The organism is Aquibacillus koreensis, from assembly GCF_025154055.1.
Classification (GTDB): Bacteria; Bacillota; Bacilli; order Bacillales; family Amphibacillaceae; genus Aquibacillus_C; species Aquibacillus_C koreensis.
This window is the reverse complement of the sequence record NZ_JAOALK010000029.1, coordinates 1-5,762: the sequence shown is the minus strand read 5'-3', so window position 1 is coordinate 5,762 and position 5,762 is coordinate 1. Positions and strand designations below refer to the sequence as shown.

Here is a 5,762-nt window from a genome sequence, read left to right as displayed (position 1 = left end):
GCTCGAAGAATACTTACCGTTGGTAAGAACACGGCTGAATTCTACGAGATTTCTCAATATCAAAAAACAGAAGAATTTATAGAGAAATATAAAAATAGAGCTTCTATTGAAGGAAAGAATGCAGAGCTCAAAAGGTTTCATGGCCTATCCCGAGCGAGGGGATATGGTCTATTAAGTGTGTCTAAACAGTCTAAGTTAGCTGCAATAGCAGCAAATATTAAGAGAATAGCAGCGATAGTATCCGCCTAATAAGGGTGGATTTCAATGAAAAATCGGTCATTGGAAGGAATGACCGATTTTTTTAAACTGCTTTTCACTTCACTTTTGATATCTTCACAAAAACACCCTACTTTTTCACTGGTCTCGAACCGTCCCTGTGTTTACATCTGGAAAGCTCGATCATCTATTCAAAAAAATGATATAGTGATAGTAAAGATATCCAATAAAATCCGTGCTAAGGTTGGAAATTGTCTGGATGGTTGTGATAGAATATATTTTTTCTGTTAAACTTCCATTCTATTTTGTATTAAAAACATCCATAGTTAAAAATGTAATAAAGTAGGTGCATGTGATGAGTAATCAACTTGAAAAAAATATGTTAAAAGCGTTAACAGGTTTAAATGACTTGAGTAGAAAAGAGAAGGAAAAACGGGAGCAAAAACGTTGGGCTACGCTGAATGTTCCTTTTTCGCTTGATGAAGTCCTAAGTAAGTACACGAAACATGAGTTGGATACAATACGAAAAAAATTAGATATAAAGAATGCTAGTAGCTTAAAAAAGGCAGACTTAGCTGCATTGCTAGTAGAAAGGATACCTGCATATCTAACTGACATCCAACATTTGTGGGATAACGAACGTTTCCAGTTGTTACGGAACATTGCAAACAATGGTGGGCAAATGCCTACTCCAAACTTAGAAGCGAAACAGATGGAATATTTCAAGAATACTGGTTTAATTTTTACAGGTACTAGTGATAATGAAAAAATTCTTGCTTTGCCTGATGAGTTAGTCGAGTCTGTTTTATCGATGAAAAACGATTTGAATGTACGGGCTCGTATTAGTCGGAATACAGAGTGGATTACATTAACGTATGGTCTTTTATATTACTATGGAACATTAAATTCAAATCAGATGATCGACTTGCTAGAAAAGTACACAAAGGAACCGATCGATTATAGAGATTACACGCGCGTCATCTCTGATGCTAATGACTATCGCAAGGAAATCAAAATTGATATGGATGGTTTTTCTAATATCCGTGTAGTTGATCCAAAAGAAGTAAAAAAAGAACACCGAATGAGAAAGAACGTAGATTTTTATCCGTTTACGAAACAACAACTGCTCGCAGCTGGAGAACCTGGATTTGTAGATCGAAACAAAAGCTATCAACAAGTAGTTTCCTTCTTCACTGCCAACTTTGAAATGAGTAGGGACGAAGCGGATCATACCGTAGAAGAAATCGTCTATGCTACTAGAATTGGTCATGGTCCGAACGAAGTCATGACCTATCTATCGAACATCATAGAATTTGATGATATGGATACAATTCAATCCATCATGGATCAGGTTGTTGTTTTGATGAATAACACGAAGCAATGGTTCCTTAAAGGATATGCGCCGTTAGAGTTAGGGGAGAAGAAGAAAGAAGATTCACCGCCACCGCCAGAGGCTACTAAACCTAGCAGTAAAAAGGTAGTGAAAATAGGCAGAAACGAGCCGTGTCCATGTGGTAGTGGCAAGAAATATAAGAAGTGTTGTGGGAGATAAAAATCTTTCAGTTCCTGTCACCATCCCGAAAACTTCAAAAGTGTCCATTGATGGGTGGTGACAGGAATTACTTAATGCGTCACCTTTTTTTCGTCTTTCCTTTTTTCTAGTTTCAATGCTATAAAAAAGTAAATACCAATGCATAATGGGACCACTATTCCGGATATAATTAACTTCAGTTCCTCTTGCACATCCGTTATATTCATAATAAACTCTGGCAAAAATAAAAAGAGCGGTAGAATAATAGAAATCCAAGTTTTACCCCAGACCGATATCACTATAAACGCTAGGATCGCAACTATAATTGCAATCATATTACCAGTACTACTGAATTTATACGATGGGGTTTCAACGTATCTATCCAAAAAAATTAATCCAAAAAACAAGATCATAGGAGTGAAGCCAAGAATTGCAAATAATGCATACTCTTTTGTTTTGGATAGCTTCTTACTTGCTACATATTTAAAAATTACTACAGTGAGCGATAAAAACAACAATAGAATAAAGATGTTTCCACCCAAGGTCAGCAAGGAGTATTCTATTCCTCCGCGTAAGGCACTTCCTAATAAGTCGTAAGCAAAAACACCAATAATGAGGACTGGAATATATTTTAGCCAACTTCTGAGATCAAGTGACATTTCGCTAGCTATTTGTTCCATATATGCTTTCGGAGTTCCACCAATAATATCATCTACATTTTTCCCATGTGCTTCTGCCTCAGATAGATGGTCTGCTAATTCTCCAACAATTTCTTCAATTTCCGTTTCGTTTTTTCCGCTTGAAAACAAATATAATCTCAGATTTTCCAAAAATTCTTTGCTTTGTGTTGATATGGTCATTTTCATTAACCTTCCTTCCCTAATAAATGATCTACACTCATGGAGATATCATGCCATCGCTCTTTAAAAGCCTTTAATTCTTCGATTCCTTTTGCTGTCAAAGAATAATATTTTCGTTTTGGCCCTCCTGAAGGAAGTGCTTTTTGACTAGTTACAACTAATCCTTCTTTTTTCATGCGAAGTAATAGGGGATATATACTACCTTCGCTTACCATTGTAAATCCATAGGAATAAAGTTTTTCCATCATTTCATAACCATAAGTTTCCCCTTTTGCGATAATTGATAGTAGACATCCCTCTAAAATGCCTTTTAATATTTGGCTTGAAGACACAACATTCACTCCTGTTCTAGAACGCACAACTAACTTGTAATGCAACATAGTCATTCAAAAAAAGAAGCACAACAAATCAACTAACTTGCAATGCAATATAGTTTAATCATAACAAATGTAAAAAAATAGTCAAGAGTAATCAAAGGGACACACCCTGTAAGCATGGGGACGGTTCTTTTAGGGAACAATCGGAAGTTTGCGAAAAAAGAAGGCACATTTAGCTATTTAAGCTATCTGTGCCTTTGTACTATCTCGTATTACCACTATCCGCAAATTTTTGATTGTCCCAGAAGGACGAAGTCGCTTCCTTCTCTTCCTATGGGGATTCAATCCTCCCCAACCTCATTTTTGATCTTTTATTTATCAGTTTTTTTAACTGTTATCTATGTTTTTTCTTAAAAACATAGATAACAGTTAAAAATGGGTGTACTTTCCCCCTCCCCATTTAAGAGGCTTTTAAAAAAGCATTTAATTCTACCGATCACGGTATCTTATATGATGGAAACGGCGGTATCTTAAATGAATGAACGCTTTCTAGATGACCTTTTTTACACGAAGGACACAAAGTCATATCCTTATTTAATATTTTTCCAAGGACTTCAATTTTACTTAACCCTTCATATAACGGTTTATAGCTAGGGCTCTTTGTTAGTCTTCGACAACGTTCCAACTTCGTTTTTCTATTTCGATTTGCTAATAAACCATAATGCCTTACTTTCACAAATCGTGTCGGTAATACATGCATTAAAAAACGCCGAATAAATTCTACTTTGGTCATCTTTACTTGCTTTCTCTTATTGTTATTCTTATAGTCTTTTACACCGATGGTCACTGTATCATAACCTTGTGAAAGGATACGTTTATTCGAAATGGCAATTCTGTGCGTGTATAATCCAAGGTACTTCATCACAGCTAAAGGACCTGAAAATGTTCTTTTGGTATAACTATACCAATTCAGTTCATAACAGCTATCTAGTAATTGTTGAAACTGACTTCTAGATTGATATTTTGTTGTTTCAGTAAAGAACTTTAATTTCTTTTGGTTGTAATATTGTTTGAGATAATAGAGAAATTTCCCTCTAAATTGCTTTGATAAAACTTTCACAGGAATAAAGAATTTTTTACTCGTTTCCTTCCAACGGTTATCTTTTGTCAGGCCTCCGGCCAAGACTATGGTATGAATGTGAGGATGATAGTGTAAATTCTGGCCCCAAGTATGCAAGACAGATAAAAAGCCAATTTGGGCACCTAAATATTTATCGTCCCATGCGAGTTCGTTCAAAGTTTCTGCCACTGCTTTGTACATTAATTTATAAAGTAGTTTTTGATTGTGATAGATCAACATGTGTAATTGTTCGGGTATCGTAAACACGACGTGAAAATAGGGTGCGTTTAAAATATCTTTGCTTCTTTGATCCACCCAAATCTCTTTATCAACTCCTTGACATTGCGGACAGTGACGATTTCGACAAGAATTATAGCTAAGTTTTGAATCACCACATGAATCACACTCATGCCTGTGACCTCCTAAAGCATCTGTTTTACAATTTTTAATGGCCGTGGCTGCTTTTGCCTGTTCTATGGATACTTTATGAGTTACTCTAAAGTAATCGTAGTTATCAACGAATAAACTTTGTATAGTCATCAATTTTTACCTCTAGGCTGGTCCAATGGACTTTTGATCCCCATTAAACTTTTAGAAGTCATGTGTAAATAAGCAACTGTCGTTGCCACTCTTTTATGACCTAACATATGTTGTATATGCACAGGATCAATTCCGTCTTCGAGAGAGTGTGTCGCAAAACAATGCCGTAAGGTATGTGCTGAAATTGCTGTATCGAGATTTAATCTTTCTCTAATTTTAAGAAAGGTATTTTGTATGCTTTTAACCGTAATATGATTCTCTTGCTTTTGTCCCTTGAAGAGCCAATCATTTTTAGAAAAGGATCGATGATGATAGGCTTTGAAATACTCTCGCAGGACAAGAAGACTAGCTTCAGACAAAATGGTATAACGGTTCGTATCGTGTTTTGTTTTCTGCACACGAACTCGCATTCCTTGACTATCTATATCACTAATTTTTAGTCGTGCAACTTCACTAACGCGCAATCCACTACCATAGATTAAGGCGAGAATCGCCTTATGTTTTAAATTATTGGTACCCTCTAAAAGTGCATATACTTGCTCTCTAGGTGGAATAACAGGGAAGCTCTTGCCTCTTCTCATTCTAGGTACCTTTATTGGATTCCAGGTTTTCTCTAGTACATACGTGTAAAAAAACTTAATAGATGAAATACAATTATTTATTGTCCCTGGTGAAAGTTTTCTATCTCTTTTTAAGTGAAGGATATACCCCTGAATATCTTCAAAAGCAACTTCATCAATTTCTATCTCTAATACTACTTCCACATAGAATAAAAAATCGTTTATTCTTCTTCTCATAGATTTTCTTGTGGATTCTGGTGAGTTCTTAAGCTCAAAGAATAGTTCGATCTGTCGTTTATATTTTTCCATTATAAAAGCCCTCCGATTTGTTAGTTGATTTTTAAACAAACCGGAAGGTGGGTGGTCCACGATTAAGTGGAGTAAAATATTGGTTATGTAATTTTGTTGTTTTTCGTGTTAGAATAAATTTCATAGAAGTATGCTCTCTCTTTTTTATTGTTTGGTTTGGCGATTAAACAATATCACAGAAAGCATACTTTTTCTTTATGTTCTTAATGGTTTTCTTCCCTTAATAACCCTCTATCTGTATTTTTTTCCTCTTTACATAATAACGCTCTATCCCATAGCCATCGCGGGACGCGATTTCGTTCTTCTTGT

Annotated in this window: 5 protein-coding genes and 1 pseudogene; 2 read left to right on the top strand and 4 right to left on the bottom strand. The window is 35.5% G+C overall.

Annotated elements, in window-relative coordinates:
* Positions 1-246, top strand: a pseudogene (locus NYQ66_RS06995) (transposase); the annotation flags it as partial.
* Between the two features lie 325 nt (positions 247-571).
* A complete protein-coding gene (locus NYQ66_RS06990; protein WP_259868265.1) occupies positions 572-1,768 on the top strand; it encodes a YecA family protein in 1,197 nt (398 codons plus the stop codon).
* 71 nt (positions 1,769-1,839) lie between these two features.
* On the opposite strand, the gene NYQ66_RS06985 is transcribed toward NYQ66_RS06990, so the two are convergent.
* The 4 genes from NYQ66_RS06985 to NYQ66_RS06970 all read right to left on the bottom strand — a co-directional run bounded on the left by NYQ66_RS06985 (position 1,840) and on the right by NYQ66_RS06970 (position 5,453).
* Entirely contained in the window at positions 1,840-2,613 is a 774-nt protein-coding gene (locus tag NYQ66_RS06985; RefSeq protein WP_259868263.1) for an HAAS domain-containing protein, read from the bottom strand.
* Positions 2,613-2,939, bottom strand: coding sequence for a PadR family transcriptional regulator (locus tag NYQ66_RS06980; RefSeq protein ID WP_259868262.1), 327 nt, complete (start codon positions 2,937-2,939; stop codon positions 2,613-2,615). Before NYQ66_RS06980 ends, NYQ66_RS06985 begins: the two co-directional genes overlap by 1 nt.
* A 481-nt stretch (positions 2,940-3,420) precedes the next feature.
* Positions 3,421-4,587: an IS91 family transposase gene (locus NYQ66_RS06975; protein WP_456151316.1), complete on the bottom strand. Its 1,167-nt coding sequence runs from the start codon at positions 4,585-4,587 to the stop codon at positions 3,421-3,423.
* Positions 4,584-5,453 carry a tyrosine-type recombinase/integrase gene (locus tag NYQ66_RS06970; protein ID WP_259867933.1) on the bottom strand — a complete coding sequence of 290 codons (870 nt, stop codon included), beginning with the start codon at positions 5,451-5,453 and terminating at the stop codon, positions 4,584-4,586. The genes NYQ66_RS06975 and NYQ66_RS06970 overlap by 4 nt, the downstream gene beginning before the upstream one ends.
* Positions 5,454-5,762 lie beyond the last annotated feature (309 nt).

What these genes read in the sequence shown, in the direction of transcription:
- NYQ66_RS06970 (WP_259867933.1), bottom strand. Translation starts at nt 5,453, where the DNA reads ATGGAAAAATATAAACGACAGATCGAACTATTCTTTGAGCTTAAGAAC.
- NYQ66_RS06985 (WP_259868263.1), bottom strand. Translation starts at nt 2,613, where the DNA reads ATGAAAATGACCATATCAACACAAAGCAAAGAATTTTTGGAAAATCTG.
- NYQ66_RS06990 (WP_259868265.1), top strand. Translation starts at nt 572, where the DNA reads ATGAGTAATCAACTTGAAAAAAATATGTTAAAAGCGTTAACAGGTTTA.